At 59.9% G+C, this 14,925-nt stretch carries 15 protein-coding genes; 9 read left to right on the top strand and 6 right to left on the bottom strand.

Annotated features, from left to right (window positions below; translation table 11 throughout):
* Nucleotides 1-207 precede the first annotated feature (207 nt).
* Complete coding sequence (locus C476_RS08720; RefSeq protein WP_160162897.1) at nucleotides 208-396, top strand: hypothetical protein; 189 nt, start codon at nucleotides 208-210, stop codon at nucleotides 394-396.
* Nucleotides 393-725 carry a (2Fe-2S) ferredoxin domain-containing protein gene (locus C476_RS08715; RefSeq protein ID WP_008011997.1) on the top strand — a complete coding sequence of 111 codons (333 nt, stop codon included), beginning with the start codon at nucleotides 393-395 and terminating at the stop codon, nucleotides 723-725. The genes C476_RS08720 and C476_RS08715 overlap by 4 nt, the downstream gene beginning before the upstream one ends.
* 343 nt (nucleotides 726-1,068) lie before the next feature.
* Here C476_RS08715 and C476_RS18710 read toward each other — a convergent pair whose 3' ends face one another.
* Nucleotides 1,069-1,233: a hypothetical protein gene (locus C476_RS18710; RefSeq protein ID WP_008011995.1), complete on the bottom strand. Its 165-nt coding sequence runs from the start codon at nucleotides 1,231-1,233 to the stop codon at nucleotides 1,069-1,071.
* A gap of 208 nt (nucleotides 1,234-1,441) precedes the next feature.
* On the opposite strand from C476_RS18710, the gene C476_RS08710 reads away from it, so the two are divergent.
* On the top strand, nucleotides 1,442-2,512 hold the full coding sequence (locus C476_RS08710) for a quinone-dependent dihydroorotate dehydrogenase (RefSeq protein ID WP_008011993.1): 1,071 nt from the start codon (nucleotides 1,442-1,444) through the stop codon (nucleotides 2,510-2,512).
* Nucleotides 2,513-2,578: 66 nt separating this feature from the next.
* On the opposite strand, the gene C476_RS08705 is transcribed toward C476_RS08710, so the two are convergent.
* Together C476_RS08705 and allB are read right to left on the bottom strand one after the other, a co-directional pair.
* Nucleotides 2,579-3,790 (bottom strand): hypothetical protein, encoded by a 1,212-nt coding sequence (locus tag C476_RS08705; RefSeq protein ID WP_152418190.1) that lies wholly within the window; start codon nucleotides 3,788-3,790, stop codon nucleotides 2,579-2,581.
* 567 nt (nucleotides 3,791-4,357) lie between these two features.
* A complete protein-coding gene (allB, locus tag C476_RS08700; RefSeq protein ID WP_008011988.1) occupies nucleotides 4,358-5,728 on the bottom strand; it encodes an allantoinase AllB in 1,371 nt (456 codons plus the stop codon).
* A 274-nt stretch (nucleotides 5,729-6,002) separates the two neighbouring features.
* Here allB and C476_RS08695 point away from each other — a divergent pair, with 274 nt between their 5' ends.
* The 3 genes from C476_RS08695 (at nucleotide 6,003) to C476_RS08685 (ending at nucleotide 10,025) form a co-directional block, all read left to right on the top strand.
* Entirely contained in the window at nucleotides 6,003-6,989 is a 987-nt protein-coding gene (locus tag C476_RS08695) for an NAD-dependent epimerase/dehydratase family protein (RefSeq protein ID WP_008011987.1), read from the top strand.
* A gap of 465 nt (nucleotides 6,990-7,454) precedes the next feature.
* On the top strand, nucleotides 7,455-7,955 hold the full coding sequence (locus tag C476_RS08690; protein WP_008011985.1) for a helix-turn-helix transcriptional regulator: 501 nt from the start codon (nucleotides 7,455-7,457) through the stop codon (nucleotides 7,953-7,955).
* Between the two features lie 153 nt (nucleotides 7,956-8,108).
* Nucleotides 8,109-10,025 (top strand): DUF7282 domain-containing protein, encoded by a 1,917-nt coding sequence (locus C476_RS08685; RefSeq protein WP_008011984.1) that lies wholly within the window; start codon nucleotides 8,109-8,111, stop codon nucleotides 10,023-10,025.
* A gap of 224 nt (nucleotides 10,026-10,249) precedes the next feature.
* On the opposite strand, the gene C476_RS08680 is transcribed toward C476_RS08685, so the two are convergent.
* Together C476_RS08680 and C476_RS08675 are read right to left on the bottom strand one after the other, a co-directional pair.
* Complete coding sequence (locus C476_RS08680; protein ID WP_008011982.1) at nucleotides 10,250-10,753, bottom strand: DUF7344 domain-containing protein; 504 nt, start codon at nucleotides 10,751-10,753, stop codon at nucleotides 10,250-10,252.
* A 355-nt stretch (nucleotides 10,754-11,108) separates the two neighbouring features.
* Complete coding sequence (locus C476_RS08675; RefSeq protein WP_449289259.1) at nucleotides 11,109-11,270, bottom strand: DUF7563 family protein; 162 nt, start codon at nucleotides 11,268-11,270, stop codon at nucleotides 11,109-11,111.
* 671 nt (nucleotides 11,271-11,941) lie between these two features.
* Between C476_RS08675 and C476_RS08670 the strand changes: the two genes are divergently transcribed.
* The 3 genes from C476_RS08670 (at nucleotide 11,942) to C476_RS08660 (ending at nucleotide 13,968) form a co-directional block, all read left to right on the top strand.
* The gene (locus C476_RS08670; protein ID WP_008011978.1) at nucleotides 11,942-12,274 is read left to right on the top strand and encodes a winged helix-turn-helix domain-containing protein; all 333 of its coding nucleotides are present in this window, start codon (nucleotides 11,942-11,944) and stop codon (nucleotides 12,272-12,274) included.
* Between the two features lie 232 nt (nucleotides 12,275-12,506).
* Nucleotides 12,507-12,782 (top strand): PadR family transcriptional regulator, encoded by a 276-nt coding sequence (locus C476_RS08665; RefSeq protein WP_008011976.1) that lies wholly within the window; start codon nucleotides 12,507-12,509, stop codon nucleotides 12,780-12,782.
* 205 nt (nucleotides 12,783-12,987) lie between these two features.
* The gene (locus C476_RS08660) at nucleotides 12,988-13,968 is read left to right on the top strand and encodes a DUF1616 domain-containing protein (RefSeq protein WP_008011975.1); all 981 of its coding nucleotides are present in this window, start codon (nucleotides 12,988-12,990) and stop codon (nucleotides 13,966-13,968) included.
* Between the two features lie 144 nt (nucleotides 13,969-14,112).
* On the opposite strand, the gene C476_RS08655 is transcribed toward C476_RS08660, so the two are convergent.
* Complete coding sequence (locus C476_RS08655; protein ID WP_008011972.1) at nucleotides 14,113-14,649, bottom strand: DUF7344 domain-containing protein; 537 nt, start codon at nucleotides 14,647-14,649, stop codon at nucleotides 14,113-14,115.
* Nucleotides 14,650-14,925: the final 276 nt, after the last annotated feature.

The following is a 14,925-nucleotide window of genomic DNA, read 5'->3' as shown; positions in this document are numbered from 1 at the left end:
TCGTTGTTAGTCGACTTAAACGGCAGCCATGGGAAAACGATTTCGTTATCGACCAGCAGTCGCGTGTTCCCGCGGATTCTACTGGACATTCATGATATTTCAGTCTCGTCTTCGTTGAAGAGTCAACAGGAAGCTGATACCGCTGCCGTCGGTGAGAGACCGATAGATTTACAACTAAATTTTCAGTAAGACAATTTAACTTGTATGATGGCCGAAACCGTGCACGACCGAATCGGGACCGGACGTGACGAGCATACGACCGTACAGCTACCGACGACTGTCCTGAATCGGGCAGGGCGCTGGGCAATCGTCGCCAGCTGGTTGGCGTGGCTACAGGCGCGAGCCGGCGTCCAGTCAGCAACCGAGCGCCATGAGGACCTGCTGACGAGCCCATGAAAGAGCAAACGGCTCACCAACGCGATCGTTTCGACGCCCACGTATTCGTCTGTACCACTGACCGCGACGCCGAGTACGCGAGCTGTGGCGCGGCGGGAGCGAAAACGACCCTCGAGGCGGTCAAAGACTGGCTCCGCGAGCGAAACGCGTTCTGGACTGCGGTATCGGTCAGCGAAACCTCGTGTCTCGGGCTCTGTAGCGAGAACGGGACCGCGATGACGATTCAGCCGCGAAACGTCTGGTACTCGGACGTACAGCCGGAGGACGTGCCAGACGTGCTCGAGTCGGTGTTCGGCCCGGACGCAGAACGTGTCCGCGACGAGTGCTGATACTATCAGACAGAAGTCAATACGAAGTCGGTCGCGGATTCGCGGCCGTCTCCACCGGTGACGGCCGCAGCAGCGCGACCGATCGTCACGTCGTTCTGTCCGGNTACGAAGTCGGTCGCGGATTCGCGGCCGTCTCCACCGGTGACGGCCGCAGCAGCGCGACCGATCGTCACGTCGTTCTGTCCGGCAGTATGAGAACGACTCCGAATCGACCACGGTCGACGGATTGACACGGCCCGAAATGCAGGTCATCGTCCACCGTGACGACGATCCTCCGAATCGTTTCAGTTCCGTTGACTTACCTCCAGCGGGGAACCCCACAGCTGTAGCTGTATGGAGGATATCAGAGCTGAATTTCGGCGACGTCCGTCGATCCGCACAGTGGACAGACAGTGTCGCGTTTCGAGAGCGTCTTGCCACACCGACGACACTCGTAGTGGATGGGCGGTTGCTCGGTCGAGTCGCGACCGATCCCGATGACGCTGAACAGTCCATCGAAGGAGGACATTCGTGATTTCGAATGGATTTCGAGAGTGTTCTGGCAAATACTTTGTGGATATTTGTTTATTTTACCATTCTAGAACTAGACATTTGTCCCCCTATTTTGGATATTGCCATTGTCTGTCGTATATCACTAGCCGTTCACGGCTGTTCGTCGTGACACACTCTCGAGCGCTTCGAGACGTTTACCTATGGGCCGTTCCCACGTGGGGGCAATGACGCTATACTCTCGGGTTCGCCCCCTCGCGTTCAAGCTGCCGGCCGAGACGGCCCACGAGCTCGGCAAGCGGACGCTCCGGACAGTCCAGTCGACGTGGCCGACACGGCGGGCGCTGTCGTACGCCTATCAGTACGAGGACCCTGCGCTCAAGGTCGATTTGTTCGACACGACGTTCCCGAATCCGGTCGGCGTCGCCGCCGGGTTCGACAAGAACGCAGAAGTGACACACGCCCTCGCCGCGCTTGGCTTTGGCTTCGTCGAAATCGGTACTGTCACGCCGTACGCACAGACGGGTAACGATCGCCCCCGGCTGTTCCGCCTGCGCGAGGACCGGGCAATGGTCAACCGGATGGGCTTCAACGGGCAGGGAATGGAAGTGGTTAAATCCCGCCTCGAAGCCGACGGCACCCCCGAGATTCCACTCGGCGTCAACATCGGGAAGATGAACTCCTCGAGCGAACGCGAGGCGATCGAGGACTATCGGCGCGTCTTCGACCGGCTCTCGCCGTTTGCCGACTACGTCGTCGTCAACGTCTCCTGTCCGAACACGCCCGAGGAGTTCGACGAGGGTTCGCCGGACCACTTGCGAGCGATCTTCGAGACGCTCGAGGCCGAAAACGACGCGGACGTCCCGCTACTGGTGAAGATCGGGCCTGACTCGCCTACAGACTCCGTCTTCGATCTCGTCGACATCGTCCAGGAGTTCGGCCTCGACGGCATTGTCGCCACCAATACCACGACGAGTCGCGACGGGCTCGTCTCGGCCAACAAACAGGAGTGGGGCGGCCTCAGCGGGAAGCCGCTGGAACGTCGCTCGACGGCCATGATCCGGTCGATCGCGGAATATACCGACGGCGAATTGCCGATTATCGGCGTCGGCGGTGTCGACTCGGCCGCCAGCGCATACGCCAAGATCCGTGCGGGTGCCTCGCTCGTTCAACTCTATACCGGATTCGTCTATCAGGGGCCGTCAACGGCAAAACAAATCAATCAGGGACTCGTCGAGTTGCTCGAGCGCGACGGCTTTTCGTCGGTCGAAGACGCGGTGGGTGCAGGTCTCGAGTGACCCACCCACTGCGTTCGTCACGGCCTCTGTCTTGACCGCGATCTTGATCGGTTCCGACCGCTTTCGTTATTCTTCTGGACAGTGCACGCGGAACCAGCAGATCTCTGCTTTCTCCTTCGGCTTGCCATCCATGGCACTCGTGATCGTTGCACAATATTGGTCGTCAACTGGCTCGGCGCGAACCGGCTCTTGTTCCTTACAGTCATCGAAGCAACCACACGAACCGTGTTTGCCACCGTGTTTGCCACCGTGTTTACCACCGTGCTTGCCGTGGTCCCCGAAGAACTGATCGAACATGTTCTTGTGCTTCGTATGGTCTTTCTTGTCGTGCCAACCTTTCCAGCCTTTCCAGCCCTTCCAGCCACCTTTGCCTTTACCGCCTTTCTTGCGGGTGGCATAGCTGACAACAAATGGGAAGGGTGCACAGATCGTTACTTCTTTTTGATCTCCCTCGATGGTAAAGACATCCGGATCGACTTCGTCCCCAATATCATCATAGGTATCTGGCCACCACTCGCCGTACTTGTACTTGTACGCGATGTTGAGTCCCTCAGGACACTCCGGCATCGGTTTCGGGCATTGAATATCGACTATTTCGGCGTATAACACCGTGTCGTCGTACGTAATAACGACAGCCGATATATCTCGATCACCAGGCAGCGTAACGTGCGCGGTGCCGTCGGGCCCAACAGTTGGTTCGTACGTTTCCTCTCCATCCCCGAATGTAACTGTCACAGTGAGCGTCTCACCACTGGGAATGTTCGACGTAGTGATGTCTATTTTTTCACAGGTGACGATCACGTTGTCAACCGTCGGAACGTCCTCGCCGTCACACGCGTAGAACGTTGCGTTGCTAATTTCCTGTGCTCCTTCCGGCAAGCACCATGTAACATCGTCTTCCGGATTTTGGGGGACGTCCGCCAGAAAACAGTTCTGTCCGGCTTTCAGCGTCAGATAGTCGGCATCCTCCGGAATAGCTTCTGCCGGGAGCGTAAAGCAGGTCCCGGAGAGACCGGTGTACAAGGCAACAGCAGTTGGTTCAGTGTCACACACCTCGCGCACGCAGTTGATACATTGTCCTGCCTGCCCACCGGGTGGGTCCTCCGGTGGTGTGCTAGCTTCCCCACAGAACTCTGCTTCGATATCGCTGTCCCCACTCTGTGCAGTGGTTGTCGCCGGGAAGCCACCGAGTGCAGCGAGGCTTATGCTCCCTGCAGTGATTCGTTTTAAATACCGTCTGCGATTAACACTACGACACTCCTTGTTGTCTTCTCTCATAGGCCAGATAGTGTCGCCACCTGTCACAGTATTGTTATAGAGGTCCTGTATCCTGTTTTATAGAGTAGCACATAACTACTATCCGACGGTATCTACGCCTAAAAGTAATCTCTCAGGTTCTAGTATGCGCTACAGTACCACGGATACAATCGCGGAGAAGAAGCATCAACTCGATCGAATTCGATCGGTTGCTCGAGTCGTAGGTTTTCAGTCACGGGAGTAGCTACTGGCCATCGCGTCAATCCGGCTGTCCCGACGACCCTGCGACCTAAATGTAGATAATTTTAATTGTTGGTGTAGATCAGTCCTGAAGACTGGAAGTAAGCGGATACTCTGCGGTGACGTTCAGGGAAACGAATAATCGGCTAGCACTCCGTCACGCGTCGACGTGCGAGTCGAACCAGAGAACCGCGATCGGTTCGACCCACACAGTCAGGCGTGACGAACCACTAGACGCCCCGTAAAGCGCCCGCATCGGTAATTACAACACACAATCGAACGCAGCAATCGGGTTCACGCGAAGCGAAAGTCGAAACTCGCTCCGAAAACGGTGACTCGAGGCGGTAACTAGCTGTTATCGACGTCGACACGCATCCCATACCCCGACTCGCCGACGACGTCGCCGTCCTCGTAGACGACTTCGCCGCGGACGATCGTCGTGACTGCTTTGCCGGTGAAGGACTCGCCCTCGAACGGCGTTACGCAGTTTTTCGAGTGCAGGGTGTCGCGATCTTCGAGCATCCACTCTCGATCTGGGTCGACAATTGTGAAGTCGGCATCGGTACCGACCTGCAGCGAGCCCTTCTGGGGGTACATGCCCCAGACCTGCGCCGGACGCGTCGAGTGGCGACGGACCCACTCCTCGAGCGTGAACCGGCCCTCGTCGACGAAGGTGAGCATGGCGGGGACTTCTGTCTCGAGGCCGACGAAGCCCGAAATCGCGTCCCAGGTGTTCCCGAAGGGGTCGTCGACTTTCTTCTCGGCAGGCGTGTGGGGTGCGTGGTCGGTAGCGATGGTGTCGATCGCGCCCTCCTCGAGTGCGTTCCAGAGTCGGGCCTGCTCGTCGGCGTCCCGAATCGGTGGCTGGACGCGGGCAACGTTGCCCTTCTCGCGCATGACTTCCTCAGTGAACCAGAGGTAGTGGGGGCAGGTCTCGGCGGTGACATCGACGCCGCGGGCTTTGCCGCGGGCAACGGCCTCGGCTGCTGAGCCCGAGGAGACGTGGAACATGTGGATCTTCGCGTCCGTCTCCGCGGCGAACGTTATCATTCGCTCGACAGCCTCTTGTTCGGCGATCACGGGGCGGGAGTGGGAGTGGTCGATCGGCTCGTTTCTCCCTTCGGCCTGGAACCGCTCGGTGTAGTGGTCGATGATCTCGCCGTTTTCCTCGTGGAAGCCCAGCCGTTTGCCCGTCTCGCCGATGCGTTCCATCGCCTCGAGGACCTCGCCGTCGTTCGGCGGTGGCACGTCGCCGACCGTCGAGCCGAGGAAGATCTTGAAACCGAGCGCGCCGGCCTCGTCGATCGCCGGAATCTGCTCGATGTTTTCGGAGGTGACGACGGCGTAGCTCTGAAAGTCGACGTGGGCCGACGCCTCGCCGCGCTCGAACTTAAGTTCGAGGTGGTCGGGCCGGTCGATGACGGGGTCCGTGTTGGGCATGCCGACGACGGTCGTCACGCCGCCGGCAGCAGCCGCTCGCGTCGCGGACTCCCAGTCTTCCTTGTACTCGAGTCCGGGCTCGCGGTTGTGGATGTGGCCATCGATGATGCCGGGGACGAGCACGTTTCCGTCGGCATCGACGACGCGGTCGGCGTCGGGGAGCCGGTCGCTGCGGCCGACGGCGACGATGGTGCCGTCCTCGACTGCGACGCCCCCGTTGGGGGTTCGTCCCGCGGGCGTCACGACGGTACAGTTACGCACGGCGAGATCGACGGTCATTGCCCTGGGGTTGCCGAGGGCCGCGCATATAGCTTCCCCAAACGGCTCGCGGTACTGGATCGGACCGGATGCCGACACAGTTCGTCGGCTCGCCTCGTTTGCGTTCGCACAGGCGACAGCACACGAGGAACGCGGGAGGCACTCGAGTCAGTTTCCGTGGCACCGCACACTGGCGACGAACGAGCCTGTAGGCAGTGCCTTCCACGGGATACTGACCGCAGAGGCAGGGGTACGAGTCGGATACTAAACAGCGAGGGACTGGTAGCGAGGCGGGATGGACTCGCCAGCGATTCGCGACCGAACAGTGCTCGTGACCGGCGGTGCGGGCTTTATCGGCAGCCATCTCGTCGATGCGCTCCACCCGCACAACGAGGTCAGGGTCCTCGATACCTTCACGACGGGCGACCGGGACTACCTCCCAGAGGACGTGACGGTGATCGACGGCGACGTTCGCGACCCGATCGCCGTCCAAGAGGCTGCCCGCGGCGTCGACATCATCTTTCACCACGCCGCGCTCGTTAGCGTCTCTCAGAGCGTCGACGCGCCCCGACAGAGCAACGAAACCAATCTCGAGGCGAGCCTGCTACTCTTAGAGCAGGCCCGCCAGGAAGATGCGCGGGTCGTCGTCGCCTCGAGCGCAGCGGTCTACGGCCATCCCGACGAACTCCCGATCTCGGAGACGGCACGCACGAACCCGACCTCGCCGTATGGGGTCCAGAAGCTCGCCCTCGACCAGTACACGCGCCTCTACGAGGAACTGTACGGACTGGAGACCGTCGCGTTACGGTATTTCAACGTCTATGGACCGCGCCAGCAGGGCCCCTACAGCGGCGTCATCTCGACGTTTCTCGAGCAGGCGCGGGCAGGTGAGCCGATCACGATCGAGGGAGACGGCCAGCAGAGTCGTGACTTCGTCCACGTCAGCGACGTCATCCGGGCGAACCTGCGGGCGGCGACGACCGATGCGGTCGGCGAGGCGTACAACGTCGGCACGGGCCAGCGAACGACGATCGAGGAATTGGCCGAGACGATCCGTGATGCAACGGGGTCCTCGTCACCGATCGTCCACCGCAAGCCCCGCGCTGGCGACATCCGACACAGCGGCGCGGACACGTCGAAGGCGACGCGCGAACTCGGATTCGAGACGCGAATCAGCCTCGAGTCGGGGATTCGGTCGCTGGTCAGAGAGGGGACGGCGACGCTGCCAGACGAGGATACCGGTCCCGTCCAAGAACGTCAGGAAAGCGGGTCGTACAGCTGAGCTCGATCCAGTGGGATCGGGACGACACCGGTTGAATCTCGTCGGTGTGTCGAACACGAAATCGATGGGCAACGGAGTCAGAACCGACCGAGACGCGGGACTCGTCGCGTCGTGTTTGATTCGGAGAGAGTCACACCAACGTTTTTTTACTCCGGAAATCCGGGGCAAATCCGCACTAACCGTCCCAAACGTCCGGTCTAGTTTATTCGATCCGTTGAACAAAGGCGGTCTATCCCATGATTGGTGACTGTTTCGGCCGGGCGCTCACGAGTCGCGTCGACAGCGTCGCAGTCGAAGTGACTGGCCAGCGACGACGGCGTCTCGGTATCGGTCGGTCGAGTGGAATTCACGGACGGGAAGAGATACAGATAGAATACTAACAGCATATGGGCTATAAAAAAGGATTTGTAGAGTGGTCACGACCGTACAGGACATGAACGAGGCGAATACGGATTCCCTACAGCCATGAGCATCTATCAATTGGTTGCCGCGTCCACCGCAGCGTTCGTTCCGTCGATCAGTAACGCGGTCGTCGGTGTGGCGGGCGCAGGCTCGCGATCCGGGTTCGCACCGTGGTCGGTTCGACCGCTCCAACTCGATGGAAGTGCCCACCTCGCCGCACTCATCGGCATGCTCGCGCTTGCGCTTCTCGGAGCGATACTCGTCGCACGAAACCGATACGGGAACGCAGCCTCGCTCACATCCGATGCGGAGACGGACCACGAGGAGTTTCTGACTGACCAAGAGCGCGTTCGGCAACTCCTCCAGGAAAACGACGGCCGAATGAAGCAGTCGAACATCGTTGACTCCGTCGACTGGTCGAAAGCGAAGGTCAGCCGACTGCTTGCCGATCTCGAGGAGGACGATCAGGTCACGAAACTACGCCTCGGGCGGGAAAATCTGGTTTGTCTGCCAGGTCACGAACCGACAGCGTCGAAATCGTCCGAACAGCCCCATGACGACTAGCGGGGACCGTTCCTATCAACAATCGTTGTTTTCCATGAGCGAAGCTGCCACTGCGTACACGCCCGCTGAGCCGTAGTATCCGATTTCTCAGCGTAATGGTTCTGCCGGTTTATCCGCTGTACGAACAACAGGGAAGATGCCTTTACGGCAACCATGAACGCACGCAATCAGGTGCTCGTCGTACTTACCGCGCTGATGCTCGTGTGCTCGAGCGGGGCGATGGTAACAGCCGCAGCGAACGGCAACGCCATCCAGAGCAGCGACACCAGCGAGGACGAGTACGACTCGGCAAACGAAACAGCAAACGAGACTGTAGTCGACGAACAGGACGGCGTCACCGCCGAGGGTGACGACGAGGACGAAACCGAGGCAGCGGACAACGAGTCCGCGCAACAGCCCGCGTACGTGACGTTTAACGATCAGACGACCGACGGCGAGACGGTCGTCGTCGAGAACGTCACGTTGGCGAGCCCCGGGTTCGTGTCGATCCACAACAGTAGCCTCCTCGTTGGCAACGTCATCGACAGCGTCATCGGCACCTCGGAGTACCTCGACGCGGGGACCCACGAGAACGTCACGGTGACGCTCGACGAGCCCCTCGAGGAGACCGAGACCTTGATCGCGATGCCGCATCGCGATACGAACCAGAACGAGACGTACGACTTCGTCGAAACTGAGGGTGAAGAAGACGTTCCGTTCCTCACGTCTGACGGCGAACCGGTGACCGACGAGGCAGTGGTCACCGTCGAGGGCGCAGTTGAGGAGGAACCGGCTGACGAGATGCCAGCCGAGGACAACGTCACCGAGGAAGAGTCGGCTGAAGACGACATGGCTGACGATGAAGCGGACGTCGATGACGTCACCGAAGAAGAGCCGGCTGAAGACGACATGGCTGACGATGAAGCGGACGTCGATGACGTCACCGAAGAAGAGCCAGCTGAAGACGACATGGCTGACGATGAAGCGGACGTCGATGACGTCACCGAAGAAGAGCCGGCTGAAGACGACATGGCTGACGATGAAGCGGACGTCGATGACGTCACCGAAGAAGNAGCGGACGTCGATGACGTCACCGAAGAAGAGCCGGCTGAAGACGACATGGCTGACGATGAAGCGGACGTCGATGACGTCACCGAAGAAGTGCCGGACGAAGACGAGATGCCGATAGACGAACTTCCGGTCGAGGGTGAGGGGCAACCGGTCTTCATTACAGTCGAAAACCCAACCATCGAGGACGTAACCCTCGAGAACGTCACCGCGTACATCGCTGTCGTCGGTGAAGACATCGACACTGATCAGATCGTTGATCAGATCAACAACATCACTGACGGCGACGTCTCGGCAGACAACGTCACCGTCGAGGAGATGCCAGCTGACGAAGAGGAAGTCGACGACGAGATGGAGGAGGACGAAGACAACGTCACCGAGGAAGAGCCGGTTGACGAAGACCTCGAGGAGGACAACGTCACCGAGGAAGAGCCGGTTGACGAAGACCTCGAGGAGGATAACGTCACCGAAGAAGAACCGGTCGACGAAGACCTTGAAGAGGATAACGTCACCGAAGAAGAACCGATCGACGAAGACCTTGAGGAGGATAACGTCACCGAAGAAGAGGAAGTCGAGGACGATCTCGAGGCGACCGCGTTCAACATCAGTGATCTCGAGGCTCCAGACAGCGCCACGATCGGTGAGAACATCACCGTGACGGCAAACGTCTCGAACCCCACCGATGCGGAACGCACCGAGGCGATCGAGTTCCGTCTCGAGGGTGACCTCGTCGCCGACCAGAACGTGACGCTCGAGAGTGGCGACAGCGAAATCGTCGAGTTCGAGGTCGACACCAGTGACCTCGAGCCTGGCGAGTACATCCACATGGTGCTGGGTGACGAAGCCGGCGAAGTCGCGACGATCGAGTTGACCGAAGCCGACGATGTTGGTGTCGAAGCGGGCGTTGACGAGACCGAAGACGATACCGGTCTCGAAAACGAGACGGATGAAGACGAGATCGGCATCAACGAAACCGACGACGGTTTCGATGACGGAGCCGATAGTGGCGTGACGGCCGACTAATCGGTTCCAGTTCGGCTCGTCACTGCGCTGCCGCACTACCGGACACGCGTCTTTTCTCGCAGTCGATGTGCGCGGATGACTGGGCGGTCAGCGTCGATCGACGGACAGCCAGCGAGCCGTCATACGGTTTGCTGTAACTGTTTACCGGAGGGACCGCAGGACGGCTCGCGGTCCCGCCGGAACTGACTGACAGCAGACCGTATCAGTGACCACCGACGCTCATCTCACCCAAGCAGTTGATACAGACTGCTTGCGGCAACGGCGAGAAACATCATGACACTCGAGAGTACCGGATCGATGCTCGAGAACACGGGTACCTCGAGACCGGCCAGCGCGATGATCACGAGGCCAAGGGTACAGAGTCCGAGATGGAGCTGCAAGACGCGAGAGTAGTCGTCCGAGTGGCCGTCGACGTACCGGAGGACCTCGTCGAAGTGGCCGCCGGGGCGAATCGTCTTCGCGTCGGAGTCGTACTCGATCACGGCGTCTTCTTCCAGCTGCGGGAGATGTGTCTGCTGGAGAGAAACGTAGACGCTCTTGTAGAGGTTATTCGGGACGGGCGTGGTGTCCGATTCGGTCGCGGCGATCTCGGTCGCAACGTCGGAGACGTCGATCTGTCCGTCCGCCGCTGCGAGCAACTGAACGATAGCCCGCCGTCTATCGTTGCCGAGGATGTGAAAGACCTCACTCTCCTCGAGTGGCTCAGTTCTGTTCGTTTGAACTGACATCGATGAGAGAGAAGACGCGAGGGTTCTCGAGGGGCCGTCCACCACCAATGACCATGTATCCCCACTTCACTGACCACTAACTTTAACTTTTGCAGGTTACGGTGGGTGCTGACAGTATTCACGTGACTGAGACGCATGCGACCTGTGGTAGGAAGACGGTACAGGGAGGCAGTCAGACAGGTTGCTGTCCCGAGTACTCGGGATCGGCGGGGCGGTCACGGGTACACTAAACCTCGCTGATAGGAGTCCGTATCAGTCCACCACACCCGTCACCAACCGAGGGTACGGACTCGAGGGATAGCGGTGGACGCTCGAGAAGCGAAAACTGCCGGAAAACACGCGGACGGTTTCGCACTTATTCGCCGGGGAGATGGCCGCCGGATTGCATCTCCCGATACGTCGTACAGGACGGACAGCCATGGACGATATCGCCGTTATCACCGAAGACGCGAGCGAACTGCTGTGTGACGTGTGTCCCACAGTTTCGGCATCGAGCGCCTGCTGTCGACGATTCCATGGGCTTCCAGTCGTGTTGTTTGGCGTTCATGGGTTTGGGGGTGTATGCGGACGCGTATCGATGGTCTCGCCGCAGGCGGAACCAGTCGCGCTCAGTCCCGATGTGGCGACGAGACCGTTCTGCCAGCCCGATACGCGTCCGGACATCGTCGTATCGAGGGAAGCAAACGCGAATAAAGGACGTTGACTGTTCATAAGTGACGTTGGTCTAGAGAGTCGGGAAACAACCGCTTGCTGGCCGAGATCGTCCAGTAGCAGGGTTATACCCGGATTGTCGCCGAAGACGCGTCGTTCGACTTCAACCCGAATTCAGCTGTATTGGCGTTCATTCAGTGAGCAAACGCGTTGTTGACGATGCCAGGACGGTGTTGAAAGCTGCAGTTTCCGCCTCGAAATACGATCTTACGTCGTGGAACGAAGTGGCGGCAGCTTGTAAGGTACATCGTTATAAAATACCACTATCGCTTACCGATCCTCGTGTCGGAATGTAACCGTGGTATCCCCGGCAGTGGTGGTCCAGCGATACTGTGGGCTGTCCGTACGGTGGGTTCGCCGGACGATCTCGGCGACTCTCACGTCCGGTGACGGCCGGCAGTATCTCGGCCCTCTCGAATCGGCACCTCTCCCAGAGAGCGAATAGATACGCCCCGTCATAGACGGGTGATCACAATCATGTCAACACAAGCGAGTAACACCCGATCGGAATCGACCGCCGATCCAGCGGCCCAACTCGACGTCCTCGGGGACGACTGTGCCCGGACGATCCTCATCGCAACGAGCGAAGGGCCGAAGACGGCAAAGGAACTGACCGAACGAACGGAGAGCTCGTCGGCAACGGTGTACCGACGAATCAACAATCTCCTCGAGAGCGATCTCATCGAAGAATGCGTGCGATTCGAAGACGACGGCTCACATACGACCGCCTACGAGTCGACCGTCGACGTCCTCCGTGTCCGAATCGACGCGGACGGCATTACCGTCGCGATAGCAGAGGGCGACGGCTGACTGCCGACGATCGTATTACCGACGCGATAGCTATCCGTTCGCTGTCCCCACCAGCACGTTTCCCGGACGACAGCATCCTCGAGCGCCGTCACAACGGCCCCGCTGACGATCGAGTGACTGTCACGAGAAGCCGCAGTTACGCTCGAGTAACGCAGGATGGACGGACGGAAGGGTCACTGTATGATACGGATAACAAATATCCACTCAGTGGAACGGTCTGTGTGATTGAGCAATGCACGATCTGACCGGCTTCCAGCGCGACCTGCTGTACGTGATCGCAGGAGCTGACCGCCCGTCGGGGCAGACCGTCAAAGACGAGGTCGAGAAATATTACAGCTCGGAGATAAATCACGGGCGGTTGTACCCGAATCTCGATACGCTCGTCAACAAAGAGCTGGTCGAGAAAGGACAGCTCGACAGACGAACGAACTACTATGCGATCACCGATGCCGGTCGAGAACAGATCGAAGCTCGTCGGGAGTGGGAGGAACAGTACGTCGACTTTTAGACCGGACGCTCGGGAAGCCGATACGAGAGCTGCGAGTAACGCGGTAGCGACGGTGCTAGAACGACTGACCTCGCTGCGCCGCTCGTGCCGGTAATACAGCCATAACAAAGCACGGAAGACTGCATCGTCCAACGAGTATGGCACTCGTCTTCTCCGCACAGGGACCGAACTCGGATGCCAAACAGCGACAGTCGGTGGACCGTCGATGAGTCATCGAGCGAGCACCTGGCTGCGGTTCGGATTCATTCGTCGTTACCCGTTCGATCTCGCAGCCGTCTCGGTCGGTGCGGCCGTCGCGTATCTGCTGGTGACGCGATTCGGAACCGAAAGCGGGCTCCGCTTGTTCGCGATGGTACCGCTTGTCCTGTTTCTGCCGGGCTATGCGCTCGTCTCGACGTTATTTCCGACCGACAAGCGAAGCGCGAACAGAACGGCGGCGACGGCAGCAGAGGCCCGCCCTCGCGGAATCGACGTCATCGAACGTATGGGGCTAGCCTTCGTCCTGTCGCTTGCGATCGTGCCGCTGATCGTCCTCGTGTTGCCAGTCACCGACTGGGGGCTGAGCGCACAGTCGATCGCCGCGGCACTCGCAGCCGTGACGGTCGTGTTGGCACAACTCGGCGTCGTACGACGAGTTCGAACGCCGGACACCGAGCGGTTTACCGTCGCTCCGATCGCGAGTCTCGGGCGGCTCCGCAATGCAGGCCTCACGGCGTCGTCGGTCGTCCTCGTGATAGCGATCGGGGCGGCAGTCAGCGCACTGTTCGTAGGGGTGTTACTGCCCGTCTCGGCGGGCGGACACACGGAACTCGCATTGTATAGCGAAACCGACGACGGCGAGCTGGTCGCCGGCGAACTCCCGAGCGAGGTCGCGCCGGGAACGTCGATTCCCATGACCATCGCGATCGAAAATCACGAAGGTACTCAGCAAGACTACACGGTCGTCATCCAACAGCAGGTCCTCGAGGACGATGCCGTCGTCGAGCGAACCGAGTTACAGCGGCTCAATACGACCGTCGCGGACGGGACGACCGCACGCAGCGAGCGATCGGTGACACCGACGGTGGCAGCCAACGAAACGGTCCGAATCAGTGTCTTACTCTATCACGACGAGCCGCCGACCACTCCGACGAACGAAAACGCTGCAGAGGAAACCCACTTCTGGGTGGACGTGACCGACAGATGACAGCTGCCGCGTTGAACGCGGACTTCCCGCAAGCCAAGCCCGTGAGGTGCGTTTGTATCCGCAGAAGGAACGCGGGGGATCGATCGACACGACCGGCTCGGCTATCGATCTGCCCCTCCCGGCGACGGGGACAGCGAAGACGGGCTACCGGCTCGTACGACCAAGCGGAAGTTCGGTGAGGGGACGACGTGAGACATGCTGGGCCACTGAGAGGGCAAACACGGCGACACAGAGTGTTAACGCCACAACCGGCGCGAGTCCGCTCGTCAACGGCCCGATCGCGAGCACCGACAGCCCAAACGCGACGACGCCGACAGCCGTGACGGTTGCATAGAAGCGGTGCCACGCGTGCTGGCTCTCGAGGTGCCGATCGAGGTAGGGCTCGAAGCGCTCCTCGTTCGGGAGCAACTCGATTTCGTGGCCCTCCGGATCCCAGTCGACGATGCCGTGATCCTCGAGCATCGGCAGATGGGTCTGGTACAGCGAGATGTAGACCCGTCGGCGCTGGGTTCGGGTCACGTCGTCGGGATCGGTGTCGTTTTCCCAGGCAGCGACCTGCTCGACGAGCGGCGCGAGATCGCAGGAACCACCCTGCTGTTTGAGGAACTGGACCGTTCGGCGTCGCCGCGCGTTGCTAAAGACGTCGAACAGCTTGGCCTGGGTGAGTTCGGTCTCAGACATCGCTCCCCTCGTCCCGTCGTCTCCGGTGCCGATTCCGGCAGTCGGATGTGCTCGGATACCTCACACCGCCGAGTGCCAGACTGTGACACTTTACTATCACTCGACTACCGTCGCGAAAGGGTTTTGTACCAGTTAGCGGCCGTGACAGACGCCCAATCCAACGTTTCCAGATGAGAACGGGACCCATCCGTTCGTCCGTGGCCGCAAACGGCCGACTCACGCCGCTTGCGCGAGGAACCGCTCTGGTGCTGCCGTAGTTCGTGGCTACACCCCCTG

The organism is Natrinema limicola JCM 13563 (assembly GCF_000337475.1).
Lineage (GTDB): Archaea > Halobacteriota > Halobacteria > Halobacteriales > Natrialbaceae > Natrinema > Natrinema limicola.
Note: the sequence above shows the minus strand (reverse complement) of the source record. Positions and strands in the feature narration are given on the sequence as shown.

What these genes read in the sequence shown, in the direction of transcription:
- C476_RS08670 (WP_008011978.1), top strand. Translation starts at nt 11,942, where the DNA reads ATGTCAACACAAGCGAGTAACACCCGATCGGAATCGACCGCCGATCCA.
- C476_RS08715 (WP_008011997.1), top strand. Translation starts at nt 393, where the DNA reads ATGAAAGAGCAAACGGCTCACCAACGCGATCGTTTCGACGCCCACGTA.
- allB (WP_008011988.1), bottom strand. Translation starts at nt 5,728, where the DNA reads ATGACCGTCGATCTCGCCGTGCGTAACTGTACCGTCGTGACGCCCGCG.
- C476_RS08695 (WP_008011987.1), top strand. Translation starts at nt 6,003, where the DNA reads ATGGACTCGCCAGCGATTCGCGACCGAACAGTGCTCGTGACCGGCGGT.
- C476_RS08720 (WP_160162897.1), top strand. Translation starts at nt 208, where the DNA reads ATGGCCGAAACCGTGCACGACCGAATCGGGACCGGACGTGACGAGCAT.
- C476_RS08655 (WP_008011972.1), bottom strand. Translation starts at nt 14,649, where the DNA reads ATGTCTGAGACCGAACTCACCCAGGCCAAGCTGTTCGACGTCTTTAGC.
- C476_RS08680 (WP_008011982.1), bottom strand. Translation starts at nt 10,753, where the DNA reads ATGTCAGTTCAAACGAACAGAACTGAGCCACTCGAGGAGAGTGAGGTC.
- C476_RS18710 (WP_008011995.1), bottom strand. Translation starts at nt 1,233, where the DNA reads ATGTCCTCCTTCGATGGACTGTTCAGCGTCATCGGGATCGGTCGCGAC.
- C476_RS08710 (WP_008011993.1), top strand. Translation starts at nt 1,442, where the DNA reads ATGACGCTATACTCTCGGGTTCGCCCCCTCGCGTTCAAGCTGCCGGCC.
- C476_RS08690 (WP_008011985.1), top strand. Translation starts at nt 7,455, where the DNA reads ATGAGCATCTATCAATTGGTTGCCGCGTCCACCGCAGCGTTCGTTCCG.
- C476_RS08675 (WP_449289259.1), bottom strand. Translation starts at nt 11,270, where the DNA reads ATGGAATCGTCGACAGCAGGCGCTCGATGCCGAAACTGTGGGACACAC.
- C476_RS08705 (WP_152418190.1), bottom strand. Translation starts at nt 3,790, where the DNA reads ATGAGAGAAGACAACAAGGAGTGTCGTAGTGTTAATCGCAGACGGTAT.
- C476_RS08660 (WP_008011975.1), top strand. Translation starts at nt 12,988, where the DNA reads ATGAGTCATCGAGCGAGCACCTGGCTGCGGTTCGGATTCATTCGTCGT.
- C476_RS08665 (WP_008011976.1), top strand. Translation starts at nt 12,507, where the DNA reads ATGCACGATCTGACCGGCTTCCAGCGCGACCTGCTGTACGTGATCGCA.